The following is a 24752-nucleotide window of genomic DNA, read 5'->3' as shown; positions in this document are numbered from 1 at the left end:
GTAGAATTTAATATTAAATTTTTTTTACCAACACATACACATCATAGATGAAGTATTCTTTACAGCTGTGAACTGCCTATTTTGTTTTTGCAAAAGATTTGTGACACCTGAGGGACTAAATTGTTCTTTCATGGGTTAAAATTTTGTAAATGGTTTGTTAAATATTTTTGGCAAATATATACATAAATTCTATCGATTTACTAGGAATTAAAAAATATTTTTTTATTTATTTACTAATGAAGCGATTGTGATGCCTTCCATTGCCTTCAAAGTTTTGTCGCGAATAAGCATTAAACCATGGCGTAGGTTGCATTCTGACTCGGTTTTGCAATCCGAACAAGGTTCGTAAAAGTTTAAAGAAGCGCATGGCAAAAGTGCAATTGCACCGTCAAATAATCGGTGAATTTCTGCCAAAGTGATGTCATTTTTTGATTTTATCAGATAATATCCACCAAATTTTCCCTGTTTACTGCTCACAAAACGTCCTCTTTTTAGATCCAGTAAAATCTGTTCTAAAAACTTTTTAGGAATATTAGCTCCTTCAGCAATTTCCACTGTTCTGGAAATGTGATTTTCGTCTTGTTCTGCTAAATAAAGTAAGGCCTTAAGGGCGTATTTTGCTTTATGTGATAACATCTATTTTTTAATTATGAATTATGAATTGTAAATTATGAATTAAATTTTGAAACTAAAATATCATCAAAGATAACTTGAAACTTTAAACAAAACTTAAAACATGAAACAAAATTTAATTTACCAGCTTCCGCCAGAACCTCCTCCTGAGAATCCGCCGCCGCCAAATCCACCACCGAAGCCTCCACCTCCGCCTGATGATCCACCGCCGAAACCTCCAAATCCGCCGCCTCCGCTTCTTCCAAGATTACTTAGAATGATAACGTCTAAAAGGCTTGGGCCTCCACCGCTGCTTCCCGAATTTCCTCCTCCTTTTTTACCGCGAGATAGTAAAATTAAGACAATTACAACGATCACAATAAACGGAAGTATTGGAAAATCTTTTGATTTGTTTTGCTTACGCTCACCTTTATATTTTCCTTTAAAAACATCAAATAAGGCGTCAGCACCTTTGTCAAGTCCGTTATAGTAACTACCTGCTTTAAATTCAGGAATAATAATATTTCTAACTATTTCTCCTCCAATTCCAGCGGTTAAACGATCCTCGAGTCCATAACCTGGTGAAATCCATATTTTTCTTTCAGTTTTAGCTAAAAGAATTAATACGCCATTATCTTCTTTGGTCTGTCCAATTCCCCATGCATGTGCCCATTTTGGAGTAAGAATACCAATATCTTCGCCTTTTAAGCTTTCGATAGTAATAACCACAATTTGAGTTGAGGTGGAATCTGAGTAACGAATTAATTTTTCTTCTAACTGCGCTTTTTCAGATGCACTTAAAACATTGGCATAGTCGTAAACAGAAGTTTGAAAATCAGGCTTTTTAGGAATGTCAAATTGAGCAAAAATACTGTTGCCAGTAAAAAATGCAATCAACAAAAGGGTAACTTGAAAAATTCTATTGAAATTTAGAATTTTATTTTTGGAATTTTTCATCATTTATCCTTTTGAGATTTCGTTAGATAATTCGTCAATATCGTCTTCTAATGAAGGAAAGTGTTTTTTTAACTGCTCGCCGGCATTGAGGATACCGTCTACAATACCTTGTTTAAAATTGCCAGATTTAAAATGATTGGTCATGACATCTTTGGTGCAATCCCAAAAATCATCAGATACCAAATCGTTAATTCCTTTATCGCCACAAATCACGAAGTTTTTATCTTCTACGGCAAAATAAAGCAATACTCCATTCTGCAATTTGGTTTCATCCATTCGTAATTCATGAAAAACTTCTAAAGCTCTTTCGTAATGAGCTTTAGAAGATGTTTTTTCTATGTGTACTCTAATTTCGCCGGAAGTGTTTTTTTCAGCCATACGAATAGCTTCAACAATTTCGTGCTCTTCTTCTTTGGTTAAAAAATCTTCTACTTTCGACATAAAAATGATTTTAGAGTTTAGATTGTTGATTTTAGATTTTGTCTAAAATATTAATTCTTTTAGAATTTTACTTCAACAGGTTTATCTGCTCCAGTAGAAGCTTCAAAGTATGGTTTTTCCTTGTATTCGCTTAAGAACCAGTTGTTAGGAATTTTTAAAACATAACCATTGTAAACTTGTACCGATTCATTGAAACGAGTTCTTGCTGTTAAAATTTGATTTTCAGTACTTGCAAGCTCATCTTGTAGCTTTAAGAAATTTTCATTTGCTTTAAGCGTCGGATATTGCTCAACTGAAACTAATAATTTTGATAATGAAGAACTAACCCCGCTTTGAGCCTGATTAAATTGAGCTAATTGCTCTGGAGTAACATTACTTGGATCAATAGTTACAGATGTCGCTTTCGCACGGGCTTCAATTACAGCTGTTAAAGTTGATTTTTCAAAGTCAGCAGCACCTTTTACAGTGTTTACTAAGTTCCCAATAAGATCATTACGTCTTTGGTAAGCTGTTTGTACATTTCCCCATTCTTTATTTACAGCTTGGCTGTATTGTAAAGCAGTGTTTTTAATTCCAATTGACCAAAATGCGATAATAGCAACAAATGCTATAAGAATTCCTACAGGGATTAACCACTTTTTCATAGTTGTTTGATTTTTAAGTTTGTTTTAATTACAATTCGTTTTTGATTTCGTTTAATTGTGTTTTGATGGTCTCTAATTTACGTATTATTTCGAATTTATCTAATGTTTTCTTCTGACCCTCTTTTAAGTGTGTTTTGGCTCCTTCGAGTGTAAAACCTCTTTCTTTAACCAGATGATAAATCAACTGAAGGTTTGTAATATCTTCGGGAGTAAACATTCTGTTGCCTTTGGCATTCTTTTTGGGTTTCAGGATGTCAAACTCGCTGTCCCAAAAACGTATCAACGATGCATTGACATTAAAAGCTTTGGCTACTTCGCCAATGCTGTAATATCTTTTATCTTTTGAAAGCTCAATGTGCATGTTTTTTTGTTCTAATTTATTTCAAAAATAATACTTTTTGTAGTATTAATCTAATGATTGATTTTCTTGGTTTGCCATATGTGAAATAGCAACATATTCGGCAGCTGAAATATTTCCGTAATAGAAGTTCAGCGGGTTTACGACATTTCCATCTTTATGAACTTCATAATGACAATGCGGGCCTTCCGATCTTCCGGTGCTTCCTACGTAACCAATTACATCACCTCTTTTTACTTTTTGTCCCGGTCGGCAGTTGTATTTGCTTAAGTGGGCGTAGAGGCTTTCATATCCAAAACCATGCCTGATTACAACATGATTTCCGTATCCAGAAGCAGTATTGTCAGCTCGATCAACCACACCATCGCCGGTGGCATACACAGGAGTGCCTGTACTGGCTGTAAAATCCATTCCGTTATGCATTTTGCGCACTTTTGTAAAAGGGTCAATTCTATATCCAAAACCTGACGCGACACGTTTTAAATTTTCATTTCGGACTGGCTGAATGGCAGGAATTGCCAATAATAGACTTCCTTTTACACTGGCAAGTTTTAATATTTCATCTAATGATTTCGACTGGATCGCTAATTGTTTTGAAAGCTGATCTACTCGTTTCGTAGTGTTTAAAACCAATTGCGAGTTATTGTAACCTTCTAAAATTTTATATCGTTCTGGATTTCTAAAACCAGCTTTTCGGATAGAATCTGGGATTTCGGCTTTATTAAAATAAATTCGGTAAATATTATTGTCGCGGTCTTCTAAAGCATCGGCAACAGCATCTATTTCGTCTAGTTTTTTATTTAAAATGGAATATTGCAATTTTAAATTCTCAATTTCACGAGCCTGCAGACGATCTTTTGGGGTTTCAAAATAAGGAGTGTTAATTAAGAGTACAAAAATTAAAAATCCAAATAGGGCAGAGGCTAGTAAAAACAGCAATGCATAACCGATTTTTATTCTTTTTCTGGTTTTTATTTTCGTATAAGCCAGATTTTCTGAGTCGTAATAATATTTTACTTTCGCCATATTTTAAAATACCCTATTTTTGCAGCTTGTAAAATGAGTTAGTCGAGCAAATTTACTAAATGTTTCAGTTCTTCAGGGCTTTTTTACAAGAACAAAATTAATTAGATAATTGGACCAACAAGATAATTAGATAATGCGCAAAATAAAGAATTTATTGTTCTAAACTATAAGTTTTTTTAATTTCAATTTAAAAATAAATGCATCATCAAATAAACGAATTATCTAATTGTCTAATTTTCAAATTGACACATTTTAAACAGACACATTTTCTAATTTTAATATGAAATCACAAGACGTACGTAAACAATTTTTAGATTTTTTTGAGAGTAAAGGGCATACTATTGTTCCTTCAGCTCCTATTGTTCTTAAAGACGACCCAACCCTAATGTTCAATAACTCGGGAATGGCCCAGTTTAAAGAATTTTTCTTAGGAAACGGAACTCCAAAAAGTCCAAGAATAGCCGATACGCAAAAATGTCTTCGTGTTTCAGGAAAACATAATGACCTTGAAGATGTTGGTTTTGATACCTATCACCATACCATGTTTGAAATGCTTGGAAACTGGTCTTTTGGAGATTATTTCAAAAAAGAAGCAATTAACTGGGCATGGCAGCTTTTGACAGAAGTATATAAAATTCCAAAAGAAAATCTGTATGTTTCTGTTTTTGAAGGAAGTAAAGAAGATAATGTTCCTTTTGACCAAGAAGCTTGGGATATCTGGAAAACTTTAATCGACGAAGACCGAATTATTTTAGGAAATAAGAAAGATAATTTCTGGGAAATGGGAGATCAGGGACCATGCGGACCTTGTTCTGAAATTCACGTTGATTTACGTCCAGAAGCTGAAAAAGCTTTAGTTAGTGGAAAAAGTCTTGTAAATAATGATCATCCGCAGGTAATTGAAATCTGGAATAATGTATTCATGGAATTCAACCGTAAAGCCGATGGTTCTTTAGAAAAACTTCCTGCACAGCACGTAGATACCGGAATGGGATTTGAGCGTTTGTGTATGGCTTTACAAGGGAAAACATCTAATTACGATACAGATGTTTTTACACCGCTAATTGAAAAAGTAGAGCAGATTACAGGTTTAAAATATACATCTGATGCGGTTAAAAACATCAGCGAAGAACAAAACAAAGTCAATATTGCCATTCGTGTAGTGGTAGATCACGTTCGTGCGGTTGCTTTTGCAATTGCTGACGGACAATTACCATCAAATACAGGAGCGGGTTATGTAATTCGTAGAATTTTACGTCGTGCAATTCGTTACGGATTTACATTCTTAAATACAAAAGAACCTTTTATCAATAAACTGGTAGAAGTGTTAGCAGATCAAATGGGACAATTTTTCCCAGAAATCAAATCACAGCAGCAATTAGTTACCAATGTAATTCGTGAAGAAGAAGCGTCTTTCTTAAGAACTTTAGAGCAAGGACTACAATTGTTAGAAAATGTTGTGGCAGAAACTACAGGAAAAGAAGTTTTAGGAGCAAAGGTTTTTGAATTGTATGATACTTTTGGTTTTCCAAAGGATTTGACAGCTTTGATTTTAAAAGAAAAAGGTTTCTCTTATAATGAAGCAGAATTCGAAGTTGAATTGCAAAAACAAAAAGCACGTTCTCGTGCGGCTTCTGAAGTTTCTACAGAAGATTGGAATGTTTTGATTCCTGGAAATGTAGAAACATTTGTAGGTTATGATAAAACAGAAAACGAAGTAAAAATCACTCGAATTAGAAAAGTTGATTCTAAAAAAGATGGTATTCTATACCAGATTGTTTTAGATAATACACCGTTTTATCCAGAAGGAGGAGGACAAGTTGGAGATAAAGGAACACTTGTTTCTGCAAATGAAACAATCGAGATTATCGATACTAAAAAAGAAAATAACTTGATTTTACATTTTGCAAAACAGCTTCCAGAAAACATTGAGGCTGCTTTTACTGCAAAAGTAAATACTGATTTAAGAACATCAACTTCAAAAAATCACTCGGCTACGCATTTAATGCACTTGGCTTTGAGAAACATTTTAGGAACACACGTAGAACAAAAAGGATCATTGGTAAATCCTAATTATTTACGTTTTGATTTTTCGCATTTCAGTAAAGTTTCTGATGAAGAAATTAAACAAGTTGAAGCTTCTGTAAATGCTCAAATTGAAGCGCAGTTACAATTAGTCGAATACAGAAATATTCCAATTCAGGAAGCATTAGATAAGGGCGCAATGGCTTTATTTGGTGAAAAATATGGCGATACTGTTCGTATGATTGAATTTGGAGATAGTAAAGAATTATGTGGAGGTATTCACGTAAAGAACACTGCAGATATCTGGCATTTCAAAATTATTTCTGAAGGTGCTGTTGCAGCTGGGATCCGTCGTATTGAAGCGATTACAGGAGATGCAGTGAAAAACTTCTATCAAAATCAAGAAAACACATTATCTGAGATAAAAGAAACACTTAAAAATCCACAGGATATTTTAAAATCTGTAGCTTCACTTCAAGACGATAATGCGAAACTTAAAAAACAAGTTGAGCAATTGCTTAAAGAAAAAGTAAGTGCATTAAAAACCGAACTTGAAAAAGATTTTCAAGAAGTGAACGGAGTTAATTTCCTTGCAAAACAAGTAGATTTGAGCATGGCATCGACTAAAGAATTAGCTTCGGTATTAGGAAGTTCGAAAGCAAATTCATTTGTGTTTTTAGCTTCTATTGAAGATGGTTTACCAAATATTCATTGTTATATCGCAAAAGAATTAGTGACTTCAAAAAGTCTGAATGCTAATGCGGTTATCAAAGAATTAGGAAAATATATTGATGGAAATGGAGGAGGACAACCTTTCTTCGCTTCTGGAAAAGGTAAAAATGCAAACGGAATTGCAGAAGCATTAGCGAAAGCAATTGAGTTTGTGAAATAAAAATTAGTTAAAAAACCTGTCGGGTTCTGGATATTTATTTCAAATTAATAGCGTTCAGCTTTAGCTGGATGTTTTTTGAAGTTCAAAATAAAGGGCTTTAGCCAAACGGAATAGTTTGGCTAAAGCCCTTTTCTTAATTTATTTTTCCATCCAGCTAAAGCTGGACGCTATTGGAAAAAATTTTGAAAAAAAAAAGTACTACTTTCGCTCCCCAATCTGCTGGCGCCACATAGCATAATAAAGTCCTTTTTCTACAATTAAATCATCATGTTTACCTTGTTCGATGATTTTACCTTGTTCCAGAACAAATATTCTGTCAGCGTGCATTACGGTTGATAAGCGGTGTGCAATTAAAACCGTGATTCGGTTTTTGTCTGAAATGTTTCGAATGGTGTCGTTGATTTCTTCTTCAGTAATTGAATCCAAAGCGGAAGTTGCTTCATCAAAAATCAATAAATTCGGATTTCTTAAAATTGCTCTAGCAATGGACAGACGCTGCTTTTCACCACCAGAAACCTTAATTCCACCTTCACCAATAGTAGTATTTAAACCATCTTCGGCACGTCTTAAAAGTTTATCACAGCTGGCTCTTTTTAAAGCGTCGTATAACTCTTCGTCGGTTGCATTTGGTTTTACGAACAATAAGTTTTCACGAATGGTACCCGAGAACAATTGAGCATCTTGAGTTACAAAACCTAACTGTTTGCGTAAGTCTAGTAAATCAATTTCGGTAGAATCAATATCATTATATAATACCTGACCCTCAGCAGGCGTGTAAAGCCCCACTAATAATTTTACCAAAGTAGTTTTTCCGGAACCAGAAGGCCCGACAAAAGCAACGGTCTGTCCTTGTTTGATTTCGAAATTGATATTTTCAACCGCTTTGAACTTAGCCGTTTTATGCTGAAAACTCACATTATCAAACAATAGAGATTGAATTGCTCCAACATGTTTTGGGTTTTTCGGACGGAATTCTTTTGGAGCGCTTAATAATGTTTTGAAATTTTCCATCGAAACTTTGGTTTCATTCAAAGCAATAATGAAGTTTCCAAGTTCCTGAAGCGGACCAAAAATAAAAAAAGTAAAAAATACCATCGTCAATAAATCGCCCACAATAATTTTTCCACCAAACAAGAAATAATATAAAGTGAAAACCACACAGGTTCTTAAAAAGTGAACTGTTGTTCCTTGTATAAAACTTAAACTTCTGATAAAACGGATTTTCTCCAATTCTAGCTGAAGAATTTTAAAAGTATTCAAATTCAAACGTTTCTCTTCTTGATACGTCAATCCAAGACTTTTTACCAATTCGATGTTTCGCAAACTTTCGGTTGTGGAACCTGCTAGCGCATTAGTCTGGTTGACAATTTTCTTTGAAACAATTTTGATTTTTTTACCCAAATAAGAACTTACCAAAGCAATAATGGGAGCAGTAATTAAAAAGATAAGTGAAATTCGGAAATCAATTCTTGCGACATAGAAAATCACAAAAATAAAACCAACAATTGTTTGGAAAATAAGTGAAATGGAAAGTGTAATTAACTTTTCCGAATCAGAACGAACCTTGGTCAGTTTGCTTAAAGTTTCACCGCTTCGCTGATCTTCAAATTCGGCATACGGAAGGTCAAGTGATTTTTTAATACCATCAGTATACATTTGCGCACCCGTTCTCTGAATGACAACATTGGTAAAGTAATCTTGAAAGTTTTTGGTAATTCTGGAAATCATCGCTGCACCAAGCGAAAGTCCAAGCCAGAAAGATAATGCTTTGATGAAACCAGTTGGATTTCCTTGGTATTTGTGTAAACCAACTCCGCAGTCCTGCATTAATTTACCGGTAATAATAGAATCTGATAAACTGAAACAAATGTTTATAGAAGCCATAATCAAAGCAAAAAACAACAATAATTTATGCTTGACTATATAAGAATATAATAATTTCATAGAATAATTAAAAAAATGGAAGATGCAAAAATAAGGAATTGTTTTAGTTTGTGAAGTTCATTTATGTTATTTAAAATCTAATTTTTTTGCTTACTATTTTCTTCTTTGATTTAAGAATAAAAAGCTAAAATTAGATCATAAAAAAATTAAGAAAAGGGCTAAGTATTTGTACGTGCTTCGTTGTTTGGAACGAATTTTTTCTGATGAAGAATAATCAAATTTTACTTTTTTTGATTTTTAGATATTTATATGTTTCTCTTAAACTAATTTAATTAAAGAAGTGCCACAATACGTTTTTTTAGTATTAAAATAAGTTTAAAAAAAATTAGGTTTTGGGGTCCGTTTTTATTTACATTTAGGTCAATTAACACAAACCTACCCCAAAAATGAAAAAAATTCTATGTCTTTTTGGAGCTTTGTCTCTGCTGCTAAGCTCTTGTTCCAGTCAAGATTCTCCTTCTTCTGATTCTGCAGAATCATCAGTTTTATTAAAAAAAGTAATTCTAACCAGTCAGGATGGTCAGAGTAAAGTGAATGTCGATTATAAATACGATGGTAATAAAATTGTAAGTATTACTGATGACTCAGGTGAGGTCGGGATGTATTATACGTATACAGGTGATTTAATTACGAAAATTGAATTTAAACTTCCTGATGGAACAATAGAACAGACCAATACTTTTAAATATAATTCTGAAGGAAAATTATCAGAGTTTTTAAGAGTTGAAAGTGACAATGGCGAATTAAGAGGGCATAAAGAAGTATTTACTCATAATGCTGACGGAACGATTTCGGTAAAATTATACAGCGGAGATGTAGATGTTCAGGATTACCTTTCCGGAACATCTACTATTAAATTTGTTGATGGTGAAGTAACCGATATTATCAATTCAGAATCGGCAAACCGTAAATATACTTATGATACTAAAAATAATCCCGCAAAACATATTTTAGGATTTGAAAAAATTGCATTTGTTGATGGTGAAGCAACTGGAATTGCTCACAATGAAATCAAAGAAACATCAGACGGAGCAGTAGTGGCAACCTATAGTTATACTTATAATTCAGATGGATATCCAGTTAAAAGTGTAGATTATATAGACGGATCTAACTACAGCACAGAATATTTCTACTAAGAAATCGAAATTCAGAACGAAGCCCGATGAAAATTTCATCGGGCTTTTTTGTATTATAGTTTTCCTTTTTTGAAGACCAATAAAGAATTTCATCGTGAAATAAAACAAGATTTCCGTCATTTTGAAGCTCTAAATAACCGTCGCCTGTATATTTTTCAGAACCGCTTCTCCAAATTACCATATTCAGTCCTTTAATCTTAATCCCTTTTCGCCTGATAACTAAATACCATCTTCAAGAATAGCAATTGTTTTTATTGCTAAAGAAGGATAAGTAGTTCCGACTTTTCAAATTATCTCCTGATTTTTCATGTCAAGAATACTCAGCATTCCTTTATTGAAATTCAAAATAAATAACCCATTTGGTGATTTTACAGGATGCGTAAAAAGAATTAAATCAATACGTTCGCCAGATTTTATTATTGATTGTAACGGATAAGTATAACATGTATTTATTGAAGAAATATCGGTTTTTGAGAGAACACTCATTTGGTTTACTCCAACTCCGTTTGGGGTAAGCGATGCTGGAATATAATAATGCATTATTGACAAAGGATTATATTCGCTGTAATTGGTAACATTTCTTTTATTGATTACAAAATTATCAACGTTTTGTTTTGATGGTCTCATTTATTTTGATAATCTGACCAGTTTCCTCGGCCAATCGATAATAGCAGCACTGTTTTGGATGATAAATTAGTGTCTAAATTTAATACTTCAAATATGGAAAGATTTAATTCATCTGTATTTTGAGACAAAATTTTTGAATCAATCGAAATGTTTGGACTGTTTGGTAAAATGACGAAATTGAAACAATTGAAATAAAAAAATAGATTAGCATAGTTGTAATACTGTACCAAACTGCAATTTCAATAATGGAAATATATTTTCATTTATACGAAATTCAATTATGTCTTATTTTGATATAAATAAAACTTTTAGGGTAATTAAAATTTTAAAATGAATCTCTACGAAATTTGATGATATAAAAAAATGTTCTCTTATGGTTTGTTTTTGTAAATAAATTATGGGTGATTTATTCTATATTTACAGCTTTAAAAATATTCTGCAAAAAATGAAAAAAATATTATTTTTTAGTGCTTTAATGCTAATTTTTACATCTTGCTCAAGTGATGAAGAATCTTCTTCAGAAAATCTTGATTCAACATTACCGAAAACAATTTCTTTCATTTATCCAAATGAAAACTTAGGGACAAATAGTATAGGTACTTTAACTTATGATGGTAATAAAATTGTAAGCCTTACGAGAGAACAATCAAAAATAGTTTTTACATACGATGGGAATACAATTAAAAAACAAGAAGTATTTGATTTAGATTTTCAAAAGAATGAAACAAAAAGTAAAGAGGTACTCTATGCTTATGAAAATGGGAAATTAAAAACAAGAATTCTAAAAGTAGGATTTGCAGATAATGGTTCTGAAGCTTTATCAACTATTAAAACAGTTTATACGTATACTTCAGATGCTTTAGTAAATTATAATTATTATTCAGTATCAACAAGTGGTCAGGAGAAAAAAGAAGGAGAAGGCAGTTTAGAATTAAAGGATGGTAATATTATAAAAGATAGCAAAACTTCTGGCGCTTCAAAAATTACAACAACATATGAATTTGATTCTAAAAATAATCCGCTGAAAAATATTTTAGGGTTTAACCTTTTGCTAAACGAAGTTGATGGTTTTGGAAAAAATAACATAGTAAAAACGAGCAGAGTATCTACAGAATTTCCTAATCCAGCTGTTTACTTAACAAGTTATACATACAATGATAAAGGATATCCTATAAAGCGTACAGCATTTGATTCAAGTGGAATATCAATAGAATACGAAACGGAATATACTTACTAATAATTTAAGGAAAATATTTAAGATAAAACCAAATGCATCTCGCATTTGGTTTTTTTGTTGAAGAAAATAATCGAAATTTGTATTAAAACCATCATGTAATGCAATTCAGAACTCAAATCCCAATTTCAAAAAGTAACCATCCAATCGATTATAATTCGAAAGTACTTTCTATTGGTTCCTGTTTTGCAGAAAATATGGCTGAGAAATTCGACTATTTTAAATTTCAAAATGAAACCAATCCGTTTGGGATAATCTTTAATCCAGTTTCAATCGAAAAGCTGTTTCGAAGAGTCTGCAAACAAGATTTCTTCGGCGAAAAAGATGTGTTTTTTCATAACGAACGCTGGCATTCTTTCGAAGTTCATTCGGATTTAAGTAATTCAGACAGACAAGAATTGCTCGAAACACTTAACAAAGCAGTTACAGAAACGCATAAACAATTAAAAGAAGCTACGCACGTCATCATCACATTGGGAACTTCATGGATTTACAGAAGTACTGAAAGCGATGAAGTTGTCGCTAATTGTCATAAAGTACCGCAGAAACAATTTTCAAAAGAATTGCTTTCGACAGAAGTTATTCAGAAAAGCATTCAAAATACAATTGAATTAATTAAGGGATTGAATCCGAACATCAATTTTATATTTACCATTTCTCCAGTTCGCCATATTAAAGATGGATTTATAGAAAACCAACTAAGCAAATCACATTTGCTTACATCACTTCACGACGTTTTAAAAACTCATAATTCACAACTCATAACTCATAATTATTTTCCTTCTTATGAAATCATGATGGACGAACTCCGCGATTATCGTTTTTACAACGAAGATATGCTTCATCCCAACCAAATTGCGATTGATTACATTTGGAAACTTTTCAGTGAAAATTACATTTCAGAAGACAGTTTTTCAGTTATGAAAGAAGTAGATGAAATCCAGAAAAGCCTTCGCCACCGCAGTTTTAATCCCGAGTCAGAACAGCACCAAAAATTCTTAGCCAAACTGCAGCAAAAGATAAATACTTTAGGAATAAAACAGCCCCATATAAAATTCTAAAAGGAAAAACTCCGTTCTTTAAACCTTTGTTTCTTACAACGAAAAGTAAGAAAATTAACTATTTCACCGTAAAATTTTAGAATAATTGCTCATAATTATGTAAATTGTTAAAGGTTAAATTTTACATTTTTGTAAAATGTGTAACCCTGCTTTTTCCACAAGCAATTTAATCTAACTCATTTTACTGGCGTATGAATAAGAAACCCGTTTATTTTCTTAAAAAAACACTTCGCATTCTGCTTTGGTGCGGGATTTCTGTAATCGCCTTGTTATTGCTTATTATAATTTTGATTCAGGTTCCGTCCGTACAAAATTTCGTTAAAGATAAAGCCGTTACCTATCTCCATAAGAAAATAAAAACTAAGGTTTCTCTCGATAAAATCCTCATTAAATTTCCTAAAGATGTAGTTCTGGAAGGTTTCTATTTTGAAGATCAAAAAAAAGATACTTTACTGGCAGGTAAACGTTTAGAAGTAGATGTCGACCTTTTTAAACTTGTTAGCAGCGAACTCGAAATCAACTCTGTTTCTCTTGAAAATGTAAAAGCTAATATTTCGAGAAACAAAGACGGCGTTTTCAATTTCGATTATATCATAAAAGCATTCGAATCTAAAGAACCAAAAGTTGAAGATCCGAATAGCAAACCGTTTAAAATATCGGTGGTAAAAGTCAATTTGGATCAGGTTAAATTCAATTTTAAAGACGATTACTCTAAAAACGATATTCGGGTAAACTTGACACATTTTGATACGAAATTTAGGGAATTCGACTTGGATAATATGAAGTTTAATATTCCGAGAATCAATCTCGATGGATTAAAACTAGTTTTAGATCAAGATTTTGTCGAAAAAATCGCTGAAGTTTCGGTTGAAACTGTCGATACCATTTCGAAAAGAAAAGATTTCAATTTAGAACTCGGAAAAATCAGCCTTTCTAAAATTGATATTCTTTATGATAACAAAGATTCCAAACTTAATTCGGGTATTCGTTTAGGAAATTTAAATTTAATAGTAAATGAGATTGATCTTAATAAACAGTTTTTGGATTTTGATACTTTTGAAGTTAAAAATCTTAAAGGAAATTTGCGTCTGGGTGCAAAAGATAAGCAGATTCAAACACCAAATTTAGATTCAACAGCCATAAAACAAGCGGGTTGGAAAGTAAAGCTGAACGATGCTGATTTAGAAAATATTGCTTTCAAATTTGATGATATGCAGTCAAAACCCAAAACAAAAGGAATTGATTATATGCATTTGGATTTGAATAAATTCAACTTTAAAGCAGAGAAATTATATTACGGAAACGATACCATTTCGGGAAATATAAAAACACTGACCGTAAACGAAAAAAGCGGTTTACAGATTCAGGCATTAAAAACCGAATTCTTTTATGGACCTCAAAATGCGTCTTTGGATAATTTGTATTTAAAAACACCGCAGACATTAGTACAGGACAAAGTAAAAGCTCAATATAAATCGCTTGCATCACTTCAAAAAGATTTAGGAAATCTAGCTGTCGATGCCAATTTAAAACAATCTAAAATTGGTTTCAAAGACATTCTGTTATTCGTTCCAGATTTACAGAAAACAAATCCGTTTAAGAGCAATCCAAATGCGGTTGTATATATAGACAGCCGTGTAAACGGAAAAGTAAAAGATTTGAATATTTCAAAATTTGAAATGAGTGGTATTGGCGCGACAAAAGTTTCCCTTTCGGGGAAGATCGCTGGACTTCCTGAAGCTCAAAAAGCTTATTATGATTTGAATATCAAGAAGATTTCGAGCACTTCAAAAGACATCAATATGTTTGTGCCAACTGGAACAATTCCGAAGAATATTCAATTGCCTTCGCAGTTAAATTTGCAGGGAAAATTTAAAGGTTCAATTCAGAATTTTAAAACCAATCTGGCTTTAAACAGCAGTTTTGGAAATGCTAAGATCGATGCCTTATTCGATCAGCGCATTAAGAAAAGAGAAAAATACGATGCAGATGTGTGGCTGCAGGAATTTGATTTAGGCCGATTAATCAAAAATGATTCAATTGGAAAAATTACCCTTAAAGCAAAAGTTAAAGGAAATGGTTTAGATCCAAAAACTGCTAATGCGGTAATTGACGGTTTGGTTCAGAAAGCTGTTTTTAACCGATATGAATATAAAAATCTAGTATTAAAAGGAAATATCGAAAACGGATCTTTTGCCGTAAAATCGGGAATGAAAGATCCAAATTTAAATTTTGATTTAACAGCCAGCGGTGATACAAAAGACAAATATCCAACCATCAAATTAAAATTAAATCTGGATATTGCCGATTTAGAAAAACTCAACTTACACGCGGGGCCAATGAAACTGCGCGGTAATGTCGACGCCGATATTACTAACAGCAATCCTGATTTCTTAAACGGAAAAGTATTTTTGTCGAATGTTCAGATTTTGAAAGATGCTGAGCCAATCGTTTTAGATTCGGTTCGTGTAATTGCGTTTTCAGATAACACCAAAAATAATATTAAAATTTCGTCTCAGTTTTTAAAAGCAGAAGTTGACGGGAAATACAAATTAACAACGCTTGCCAATGCAGTAAAAAAATCACTATCGAAATATATTGATTTAAAAACTCCAAAAGTAAACGCAGAATCAGATGAGCAAAGATTAGCGTTTACCTTAACGGTTAATAATGACCCGATTCTTTTTAAACTGATTCCAAAATTAACTGGCTTAGAGCCGATTAAAATTACGGGAAAATATAATAATGCGACCGATTCATTAGAGGTTAGAGGAACTATTCCAAGAATCACGTATGGAGAAAACACTATTTCTGACGGAAAAATAAATATTGAAGCCAAAGAAAATGCTTTAGAATACTCGATTTCTATCGCTACAATCGAAAGCGGTTCGTTAAAAGTTCCATTTACCACTTTAAAAGGTGATGTGCAGAATAATATTTTGACGTATGCTCTTGAAGTTCAGGACGCCAAACAAAAACAACAATATTATATAGCTGGAGAATTTAAAACAGAAGATTCTAAAAACATTGTAAAACTCGATGCCGAAAACTTTGTTTTAAATTACGATAAATGGAATGTTGATCCAGAAAATGCTATCGAATTTGGCGAAAAAAGACTTTATGTAAACAAATTCAATCTTGATAATAACGGGAACGAATTAAAAGTTCAGTCGCAGGGAACGCAGGACAACGCACCTTTACAGGTCGATTTTGTAAACTTCAAAATTGAGACCATCATGAATATGGTGAAAAAAGACGAAGTTTTGATGCAGGGTTTAATTAACGGAAATGCAGTTGTCGAAAATGTAATGACAAACCCCACTTTTACATCAGACTTAAAAATTGATGATTTTGCTTTTAAAGGAGAAAAAGTCGGCGATTTAGAAGTAAAATTAGACAACAAAACAGCCAATACTCTTGCAGCCAATGTGACGTTAAGTGACGAAGGAAATGACCTTAAATTAACGGGAGATTATCAACTTAAAGCTGGAAATTTTGATTTTGATATCGATATCAATAAACTCAACATAAAAAGCATTCAGGGCTTTACAATGGGTAACATTACCGAAGGAACTGGATATCTATCTGGGAACTTTAAAGTAACCGGAAATACTGCAGCACCACAGATTAATGGAGAATTAAATTTTAATGATACTGGTTTTAGAGTCACACAACTTAATTCATATTTTAAAACTAAAAACGAAAAAATCACTTTCAGCAATGAGACGATTACTTTTGATAAATTCTCTCTTTTTGATGAAAACGATAACGAATTATATGTAAACGGGAATATAAAATCGCCTGATTTTAGAAAATACAATTTTGATTTAGTAGTCGAAGCCAATGATTTCAGAGCCATAAATTCGAAAGCAAAAGATAATGATTTGTTCTATGGCGATTTGTTTCTGGATACCAAACTGAATGTTAAAGGAAATCTGGATAGTCCTGTTATTGATGGAACAGTTAAAATCAATAAAGAAACCAAATTTACAGTGGTGCTGCCGCAGTCAGATCCTTCGATTGCAGATCGTGAAGGAATTGTTGAATTTGTGAATGAAGACAATATGTACTTAAAGCAGACTGTTGAGCTGGAAAATCAGTTAAATCAGTCTGAGCTTAAAGGAATGGATGTAAATGTTGCCATTTCAATTGATAAAGAAGCAGAATTGACTTTATTAATCGATAAATCAAATGGGGATTATTTGAATTTGAAAGGTGAAGCAGAACTAGTCGGCGGAATCGATCAATCTGGAAAAACAACTCTGACAGGTAAATATGAATTTTCGGATGGTGCTTATCAAATGAACTTCAATGGAATAAAAAGAAAATTTGATATCCAAAAAGGAAGTTTCATAACCTGGAACGGTGAACCAACAATGGCTAATGTTAATATAACCGCAATTTATAAAGTCAACACGGCGCCGATCGATTTACTGGGCAATCAGTTGAAAAGCGAAAGTACAACGATACAAAACACATACAAACAAAAACTTCCGTTCAATACCTTATTGAAAATGAATGGAGAATTAATGAAACCGGAAATCTCTTTTGGAATTGAACTGCCAGAAGGTAATTACAATGTTTCATCAGATGTAGTTGAACTGACACAAAGCAGATTAAAACAATTAGAACAAGATCCGGCTGAATTAAACAAACAAGTTTTTGCCCTTTTATTACTTAACCGATTTGTGGGCGAAAATCCTTTCCAAAGTGAAAGCGGCGGTGTAAATGCCGAATCGTTTGCCAGACAGAGTGTGAGTAAGATCCTTTCGCAGCAATTAAACAATCTGGCTGGAGAACTTATTACAGGATTTGAAGTCAATTTCGATCTGGAATCTACTGAAGATTATACAACTGGAACCATGCAGAACAGAACTGATTTGAATGTTGAGGTTTCTAAAAAACTGCTGGACGATAGATTAAAAGTTACAGTAGGAAGCAGTTTTGGAGTAGAAGGACAGGAACGTGCCAATGAAGAAAGCACCAATATTGCCGGAGACGTTGCCCTTGATTATCAATTAACAAAAGACGGACGTTATATGGTTCGCGCTTATAGAAAAAACCAGTATCAGGTAGCTGTTGAAGGTCAGGTTATTGAAACCGGAGTTGCCTTTGTCATTACGATGAGTTACAATAAATTCAGAGAACTTTTCCATCGTACCGAACAGGAAAGGGAATTGATAAGAGAAGAAAAACTTCGTAAAGAGAAAGAAAAACAAAAAAAGAGAGAAGCAAAAGAAAAGGAAAAATTACAGGAAAATCAGCAAGAAAACCAAATTGAAGGAAATGAACAAAAAACATAATCATATAAGCCTATTTCAAAAGTGTATGACGCTGTTTTCCTTATTTTTTGTTTTAGGATGCAGCAATACAAAGTACCTGCCTGAAGGTGAATTGCTTTACACAGGAGGTTCTGTAACGGTGAAAGATTCTGTGTTGAAAAAAAAGGAACGAAAAGCACTTGAAACAGAATTGGAAGGATTACTGCGCCCAAAACCCAATAAAAAATTTCTAGGTCTTCGTCCTAAATTATGGATTTACAATCTTGCCGGAGAACCTAAAAAAGAAAAAGGAACACGTTACTGGCTTCGTAATAAAGTGGGAGAACCGCCGGTGCTTTTTAGTCAGGTTGATTTAGATTACAATGCATCTGTTTTACGAAATTATACAGAAAATAGAGGTTTCTTTAAAACCCGCGTTAGCGCCGATTCTACTGCTAAAAATAAAAGAGTAACAGCAGAATATACTGTTACGCCAAAAAAACAATACAAAATAAAAAGTGTCATTTTTCCAGATGATTCGCTGGCAATGTCCAGAATTATTGGAAGATCAAGCCGAAGAAGTCTGCTGAAGGTTGGAAATCCGTATGATTTGGATGTAATTAAAGCCGAAAGAGAACGAATCGATGCCCGATTAAAAGAAAAAGGATATTACTATTTTAATCCCGATTATATTCTGGCAAAAGTAGACAGCAGTAAAGGCGATCACGAAGTCAATATTCGATTGGTAATAAAAGATGATACGCCTGTAAAAGCACTTACAGCTTATAAAATTGATAAAATCTTTGTGTATCCTAATTATTCGCTGACGAATGACAGCATGGTGTACAGAAAAAGAAATATTCAGCAGTACAAAGACTTTACGATTATAGATACTACAGAGACTTTTAAACCAAGAGTTTATGATCGTACAATTTACTTTAAAAAAGGAGATTTGTACAATAGAAAAGATCATAATCTAACTTTAAACCGATTTGTAAATCTAGGAACGTTCAGTTTTGTAAAGAACGAATTTAAACCGTCAGACAGTATTAAAAATGCTTTAGATTCGTATTACTACTTAACACTTCTGCCAAAGAAATTCATACGAGTTGAGGTTTTAGGAAAAACCAATTCAGCAAGTTATACCGGAACAGAAGTAAATGTGAACTGGAATAACCGTAATTTCTTTCGTGGGGCAGAATTATTTACTTTCTCCATTTTTGGCGGTGCCGATTTTCAGCTTGGAGGTGTAAATAAAGGGAAAAACATCTATAAACTCGGAGCCGAAACCAGTTTGACCTGGCCAAGATTTATAACGCCTTTTAACATTGAAGGAAACAGCGAATATGTACCTAGAACTAAAGTAACACTGCGATACGAATATCAAAAAAGAACCCAGCTGTATGCTTTGAATTCCTTTAATACCTCTTTTGGATATTTATGGAAAGAGAACATCCGTAAAGAACATCAATTAAATGTAGTAGACATTACGTATGTGAGTCCAAATCACGTTACGCCAGAATATATGGACGACATTGCTCAAGATCCGGCGTTGGGTAAAGTAATTGAAAAACAATTGATTTTTGGACCAACTTACAATTACACGTATACGAATACCATGCAGAAACGCCGAAAAAATACCATTTATTTTAACGGAGAATTGGATTTAGCAGGAAACATAACTGGATTAGTTACTGGTGCAAATTATAATAAAGATAATGTAAAAACCATATTTGATGTTCCGTTTAGCCAATATGTTAAAATCAGATCAGATTTTAGACATTATTTGAAATTGAGTAAAGAAAGTGAATTAGCCAGCCGATTAATTGTTGGTGCCGGATTTGCATATGGAAATTCGAATACCCTTCCAACTTCAAAACAATTTGTAGCAGGTGGAACCAATAGTATACGTGCTTTTAGAGCCAGAACTTTAGGTCCGGGTAGTTACGTGCTTCCAGATAACTTAACGAACAACTATACTCCAGACCAATCAGGTGATATAAAACTGGAATTCAGTACCGAATATCGTGCAAAACTTTTTAGTATCGTAAGAGGAGCGGTTTTCTTAGACGCTGGAAATATCTGGCTTTTAAATGCCGATCCTAATAAACCGGGAGCTGAATTTTCGAAAGACTTTATGAAAGAATTTGCTGTTGGAGCAGGAGTTGGTTTGCGTTTCGATTTGTCATTCCTGATTTTAAGAACCGATTTAGCCATGCCGCTTCGAAATCCAGCTTTACCAGACGGACAAAGATGGGTAATTGATGATATTAATTTCGGAAGCAGTTCCTGGCGAAAAGACAATCTAATTTTGAATATAGCTATTGGATATCCTTTTTAAATTTTTTTAGCCACGAATTCACGAATTAGCTTTAATTTGCTAGCGTTAAACTCGAATTATTCGAATTTTAATTTGTGGAATTAGACACATATTTAAACTCAAAGGAATTAGTGAAAATTCGTGAATTCGTGGCGAAAAAAAGAATAAAAAGAAGTAAATTGGTCATAAATATTTTATTCGAATGCAAAACTTGATCAAAAGAATTATAGGAATCGGTGTTATTGTTTTACTGATTGTTCTGGCTTTTAAATACTGTCAGTTCAAAAAAGATGACGATTCTGGAATTGACTATAATACCAATTTAATTCAGCAGCAGATTCTTAATGTTGGAAAGCTGGTCGTTACCGAAGGACATTTCTCGGAAGTAATTACCTATAAAAATCAGCAGAAGTATTTAATGAATATGATTTCTTTTGAGAAAAAAGCGCTGATTGTGGTAAATGCAAATGTTACAGTAGCATACGATCTTCATAAAATGAAATATGACATTGACGAAAAAAATAAAACTATTACGATTTTAAATATTCCAAAAGAAGAAATTACAATAAATCCAGATATTCAGTTTTATGATGTAGAACAAAGTAAACTGAATCCGTTTACAGGTGATGATTACAATAAAATCAACAAATCTGTAAAAGCAAATCTGGCTAAAAAAATCGAAAATTCTACACTAAAAACCAACGCCCAAAACAGACTAATAAGCGAATTGTCTAAGATTTTAATTATGACCAATTCAATGGGCTGGAAACTTCAATATAACGGAAAAACGATTGAATCCGAAACGGAGTTGAATCAGGATTTGAAGCTTTAGATTTTGTTAAAGCTTCAAAGTGATAAAGTAACAAAGGTTCAGAGTTTTTTATTTTAATTAATTGCCTCCTGCTTTAGCTTGAGGATTTTTATAAAAAAAGAAAAGGCTTTAGGCAAAACTAATGTTTGGCTAAAGCCTTTGTAGTTAACTTTATTTTTCCTCCAGCTAAGCAGGAGGTAATTCAAAAAAAGATTTATTAAAATTTGCGACTTGACGTCTTTGCGAGATTAAAAAAAAATCAGCAGAATCAGCTTAAATCAACAAAATCTGCGTGAAATAAAAAACTTCGCGTCTTAGTGACTTTGTGGCAAATGAGAATTATTAAAAATCAAATCCAATCCACCCGAAATTAAATGGGCAGTTTCAGGTCGTCTTTTTTTCAATTGATCCAGATAAACCAATACTTCCTGTAAAAGCTGTTTGTCATCAGAATCTTTTAAAAGTTCTGCGATTTCAACCGCTAATAACCAATCATTTGAATGTTCTTTTTTCAGTTTTTCAAATACAGATTGTAAATTCGTTTTAGATTCTTTATTGGTTCTGATGTTTCGAACGGATGCGTATAAATTCTCTAAATCATCGCGTTCTAAAGTATGTTTTGCTTTAATAGTCTTTGTCGAAGGAACAATATTAATCAAGTCAAAACTATTGACATCGGCTGGACCAGAAAAAGCAGAAATCACTTTTTTACCAATCGCCATATCATAATTGCCCCATTCTGGTTGAAACAAAATCGTTTCGCCGTGAGTAACCGTACAATTTCTAAAACTGATGAGAATAATTTCTCCGTGAAGATTTCGAGATCCAGTAATAATTTCACCTTCCACGATAATGTTGCCTTCAAATTCAAGTTTTACTGTTTCATTTTCTACAATACTGTAAGCCTGTAAATCCTTCGGACTCATGTCTTCAATGGCGAGATTAAAACCTTTTAATTTTCCAATCGGACTTCCAAAACCATGAAGATGTGTTAAGGTTCCGTGACCAACCAGTTCTTTTTCACGATATGCCAAAGCCGTCTTTCCAGTTGTTTGAATATAAACCGGTTTTCCTTCTTCTTCAATCACATTTGTAAAAACTCCAGAAATCTGTAAACCAGTACTTAACTCAATCGTTCCTAAAGCATTTGACTGAATCAGTTTTTTAATTCCTGATAAACCTCCGGTTCTTAAAGCCATTTTATTGGCAAACTCTTCCAGAATCAAACTTAAATGAGAAAAAGTTGGTGTTACATATAGTTGAGGCTGTAACTGTGTAATGTCAAAATTTTGATTCGCAGCCGAAATATCATACGGGATTTTCTTTACATTATCGGTCATACAATGAGCGCTTTCACCAATAGAAGAAAGCAATCCGGCGCCGTAAATTTTTGGATTTTCAACAGTTCCAATTAAACCATATTCAACTGTCCACCAATGCAGATTTCTAATTTGAGCCATTTCAGATAATTCGCCCATATCATTTTGTAAATCGGCAACTGCTTTTTCGGCTTCGTCGATTTTTTCCTGCGGTGTATCTTCAGCTTCTTTCAAAATAGAAAGCAAACGAATTGCTTCATACATCTGATAATCTTTATGAGATGAAATCGCTTTACAGCCAATTTCTCCAAAACGTCTTAAATATTCGGCATATTCAGGATTTGCAATAATAGGAGCGTGGCCGGCACCTTCGTGAATAATGTCTGGAGCAGGTGTGTATTCGATATGTTCCAATTGTCGAATATCGGATGCAATAACCAAAACATTATAAGCCTGAAATTCCATAAAAGCATTTGGCGGAATAAATCCGTCAACGGCAACTGCGGCCCAGCCAATTTCGCTTAGAATTCGGTTCATGCCATACATACTCGGAATAGAATCGACTTCAATTCCGGTTTTGCGTAAACCTTCCAAATAAGAATGATGCGCTACTTTTGAAAGATAATCCACATTTTTACGCATTACATATCGCCAAACCGCTTGATTTATAGGAGTATAATCACTGTAATCTTGTGGTTTAATAAATTGCTGTAAATGTTTCGGCAATTTCTCTAATAACGGATTGGTTTCAATATTTGGATTCATTTCGAAAACGATGTAGATTAGAATGTAAAATTACGAATTTATGAGTCGATTTTTTATCATTCATCACAAAATTTTTATTCGAAATACTATTTTATTGCGTTTTTGTAGATTTTTAAGCGTTGAAAGAAAGCGATTTTAGCAGTCATTATTTTCATAATTTACTTTCTCCATTGCATTTTCATAGCTTTCAATCTCTTTTTTAGTCATTGAAGCTTCTTTTAAATCAATTTTCAACTGCTTTTTAGCATCTGGACTAATCCATAAACCAGAGAAAGTGTTTCCGGTTTTCTTTAAAATGAGAACGCCGCTGAAACCATGTTCTACCATTACAAATTCATTTTCAACTTTTTTATTTTGGGTAATATAAAGCTGAATCCATTTGTTTGATTTATAGCGGTACATTGAAGTGTACATTAAATCTGCCGTACAGGGATTTTCTTCGGTTTTAATATAAATCGTTACAGGTGTTTTTCCATCAAGAGTTCCTTTGTACAAATTAAAAACAGGAGCTTGCTGTGCATTTACATGATTTAAAAAAGAGAAACAGATGGCAAAAAACAGGAATACTTTTTTCATTATACAATTATTAGTTAGTTACAAAGAGGCTTTTATTTGCTTTTCAGCTAAGTCAAATTTATCTAATAAAAAATAGTATTCCAATCGTAATGTAAATATCTTTTAAGATTTCCCTGATGAATTTCTGAGTTCGTTTTCGGCATTTCTAAAATATTCAATTTTGTGGCTGAACATAAAAGCCATATTGGTCGCTCGCATTTTGGCTTCTTCGGTAATTGGACCAGCAAATTGAGAATCGATAGTCGAATTAAAAATCGCAATCCAACGGTCAAAATGAGTTTTATCTACCGGTAATTGTTTGTGCGGAGGAAAAGGAGTTCCAGAATAAGCACGAACATCAAATAAAATTGTCTGCCAGAATCCGTACATTTTTTGAAGATGGGGTTCCCATCTGTCCTGTAATTTATCATTAAAAATGGGACCAATCAAATCGTCTTTACGAACATTTCCATAAAAGCTGTTCACCATTTGTTTTATATCGTCGAGAGTTGAAATATCTTTAAGAGTTTCCATGTTTTTGTGCAATAAAAATGAGCTGTAAAAATACAACATAAGTTCATGTACATTCCATGATATTTGTCACTAAAACCTAATGTGTTTTTTGCATTTGCTGTAATAATTATTTTGGTATAGGTCTTCTAATTTATTGGTTTTTAGTGTGTTGGGAATAAGTAAAAAGGTATGAGAACTTTTTTTGTCGATTTGTAAAATTAAATAATTGATTTATAAATAGTTATGAAAAT

General features: G+C 33.0%; 18 protein-coding genes. 7 read left to right on the top strand and 11 right to left on the bottom strand.

Annotated features, from left to right (window positions below):
- Positions 1-222 precede the first annotated feature (222 nt).
- From J0383_RS06115 to J0383_RS06090, 6 genes are all read right to left on the bottom strand, one after another.
- Positions 223-636, bottom strand: coding sequence for an RrF2 family transcriptional regulator (locus tag J0383_RS06115; RefSeq protein ID WP_207297543.1), 414 nt, complete (start codon positions 634-636; stop codon positions 223-225).
- 117 nt (positions 637-753) lie between these two features.
- Positions 754-1569 (bottom strand): TPM domain-containing protein, encoded by an 816-nt coding sequence (locus J0383_RS06110; RefSeq protein WP_207297542.1) that lies wholly within the window; start codon positions 1567-1569, stop codon positions 754-756.
- A 3-nt stretch (positions 1570-1572) separates the two neighbouring features.
- Positions 1573-2010 carry a TPM domain-containing protein gene (locus J0383_RS06105; RefSeq protein ID WP_207297541.1) on the bottom strand — a complete coding sequence of 146 codons (438 nt, stop codon included), beginning with the start codon at positions 2008-2010 and terminating at the stop codon, positions 1573-1575.
- A gap of 59 nt (positions 2011-2069) precedes the next feature.
- Positions 2070-2654, bottom strand: coding sequence for a LemA family protein (locus J0383_RS06100; RefSeq protein ID WP_207297540.1), 585 nt, complete (start codon positions 2652-2654; stop codon positions 2070-2072).
- 28 nt (positions 2655-2682) lie between these two features.
- A complete protein-coding gene (locus J0383_RS06095; protein WP_026985753.1) occupies positions 2683-3015 on the bottom strand; it encodes a MerR family transcriptional regulator in 333 nt (110 codons plus the stop codon).
- A 45-nt stretch (positions 3016-3060) separates the two neighbouring features.
- The gene (locus J0383_RS06090; protein WP_207297539.1) at positions 3061-4038 is read right to left on the bottom strand and encodes a M23 family metallopeptidase; all 978 of its coding nucleotides are present in this window, start codon (positions 4036-4038) and stop codon (positions 3061-3063) included.
- Positions 4039-4318: 280 nt separating this feature from the next.
- On the opposite strand from J0383_RS06090, the gene alaS reads away from it, so the two are divergent.
- A complete protein-coding gene (gene alaS / locus J0383_RS06085; RefSeq protein WP_207297538.1) occupies positions 4319-6955 on the top strand; it encodes an alanine--tRNA ligase in 2637 nt (878 codons plus the stop codon).
- 198 nt (positions 6956-7153) lie between these two features.
- Here the strand turns inward: alaS and J0383_RS06080 are convergent, their stop codons facing one another.
- Positions 7154-8899: an ABC transporter ATP-binding protein gene (locus J0383_RS06080; protein WP_207297537.1), complete on the bottom strand. Its 1746-nt coding sequence runs from the start codon at positions 8897-8899 to the stop codon at positions 7154-7156.
- A 386-nt stretch (positions 8900-9285) separates the two neighbouring features.
- On the opposite strand from J0383_RS06080, the gene J0383_RS06075 reads away from it, so the two are divergent.
- Positions 9286-10035 carry a hypothetical protein gene (locus J0383_RS06075; RefSeq protein ID WP_207297536.1) on the top strand — a complete coding sequence of 250 codons (750 nt, stop codon included), beginning with the start codon at positions 9286-9288 and terminating at the stop codon, positions 10033-10035.
- A 285-nt stretch (positions 10036-10320) separates the two neighbouring features.
- Here the strand turns inward: J0383_RS06075 and J0383_RS06070 are convergent, their stop codons facing one another.
- On the bottom strand, positions 10321-10662 hold the full coding sequence (locus tag J0383_RS06070; protein ID WP_207297535.1) for a zinc metalloprotease: 342 nt from the start codon (positions 10660-10662) through the stop codon (positions 10321-10323).
- A 445-nt stretch (positions 10663-11107) separates the two neighbouring features.
- Here J0383_RS06070 and J0383_RS06065 point away from each other — a divergent pair, with 445 nt between their 5' ends.
- The 5 genes from J0383_RS06065 to J0383_RS06045 all read left to right on the top strand — a co-directional run bounded on the left by J0383_RS06065 (position 11108) and on the right by J0383_RS06045 (position 21370).
- Positions 11108-11899 carry a hypothetical protein gene (locus tag J0383_RS06065; RefSeq protein ID WP_207297534.1) on the top strand — a complete coding sequence of 264 codons (792 nt, stop codon included), beginning with the start codon at positions 11108-11110 and terminating at the stop codon, positions 11897-11899.
- 98 nt (positions 11900-11997) lie between these two features.
- Complete coding sequence (locus tag J0383_RS06060; RefSeq protein WP_207297533.1) at positions 11998-12957, top strand: GSCFA domain-containing protein; 960 nt, start codon at positions 11998-12000, stop codon at positions 12955-12957.
- Positions 12958-13148: 191 nt separating this feature from the next.
- Entirely contained in the window at positions 13149-18260 is a 5112-nt protein-coding gene (locus J0383_RS06055; protein WP_207297532.1) for a translocation/assembly module TamB domain-containing protein, read from the top strand.
- Positions 18244-20559, top strand: coding sequence for a translocation and assembly module lipoprotein TamL (tamL, locus tag J0383_RS06050; protein WP_207297531.1), 2316 nt, complete (start codon positions 18244-18246; stop codon positions 20557-20559). Before J0383_RS06055 ends, tamL begins: the two co-directional genes overlap by 17 nt.
- Before the next feature lie 181 nt (positions 20560-20740).
- Positions 20741-21370 (top strand): DUF4230 domain-containing protein, encoded by a 630-nt coding sequence (locus J0383_RS06045; protein WP_207297530.1) that lies wholly within the window; start codon positions 20741-20743, stop codon positions 21368-21370.
- A gap of 293 nt (positions 21371-21663) precedes the next feature.
- Here the strand turns inward: J0383_RS06045 and J0383_RS06040 are convergent, their stop codons facing one another.
- The 3 genes from J0383_RS06040 to J0383_RS06030 all read right to left on the bottom strand — a co-directional run bounded on the left by J0383_RS06040 (position 21664) and on the right by J0383_RS06030 (position 24522).
- On the bottom strand, positions 21664-23433 hold the full coding sequence (locus tag J0383_RS06040; protein WP_207297529.1) for an aromatic amino acid hydroxylase: 1770 nt from the start codon (positions 23431-23433) through the stop codon (positions 21664-21666).
- A gap of 135 nt (positions 23434-23568) precedes the next feature.
- Positions 23569-24009 carry a hypothetical protein gene (locus J0383_RS06035; RefSeq protein WP_207297528.1) on the bottom strand — a complete coding sequence of 147 codons (441 nt, stop codon included), beginning with the start codon at positions 24007-24009 and terminating at the stop codon, positions 23569-23571.
- A 102-nt stretch (positions 24010-24111) separates the two neighbouring features.
- Positions 24112-24522: a group III truncated hemoglobin gene (locus tag J0383_RS06030; protein WP_207297527.1), complete on the bottom strand. Its 411-nt coding sequence runs from the start codon at positions 24520-24522 to the stop codon at positions 24112-24114.
- Positions 24523-24752: the final 230 nt, after the last annotated feature.

This window comes from Flavobacterium endoglycinae (genome assembly GCF_017352115.1).
In the GTDB taxonomy this organism is placed as follows: domain Bacteria; phylum Bacteroidota; class Bacteroidia; order Flavobacteriales; family Flavobacteriaceae; genus Flavobacterium; species Flavobacterium endoglycinae.
Note: the sequence above shows the minus strand (reverse complement) of the source record. Positions and strands in the feature narration are given on the sequence as shown.